A 260-nucleotide genomic window follows, 5' to 3' on the forward strand; every position below is an offset into this window, starting at 1 on the left:
GCCGCCGCGGATAGACCCCTCATCCGAGGGGAGTTGGATGCACGTTTGTCATCTGGCGGGTTGGCACTGTTACTCGATTCTCTTGACGAAACCTACGACAGACGCGCTGCCGTAGCCAGTGAGATCGACGAGTTCATGAAGACCGTCTCTACCGACGTGGACATCTTGCTGTCCACGCGGGACGTCGCCTTCGGGCACGCTGCAACTCTGGGATGGGAGGATCTTTCGCTTCTTCCGCCAAAGAAATGCGAGAGGGTGAT

At 58.1% G+C, this 260-nt stretch carries 1 protein-coding gene; it reads left to right on the top strand.

Going from position 1 to position 260, the window contains the following annotated elements:
• Positions 1 to 33: 33 nt before the first annotated feature.
• On the top strand, positions 34 to 260 hold a 227-nt coding region (locus AC3XQU_RS24195; protein ID WP_489876665.1), incomplete at its 3' end, for a hypothetical protein.

The organism is Telluria sp. AZSoR62, assembly GCF_058111565.1.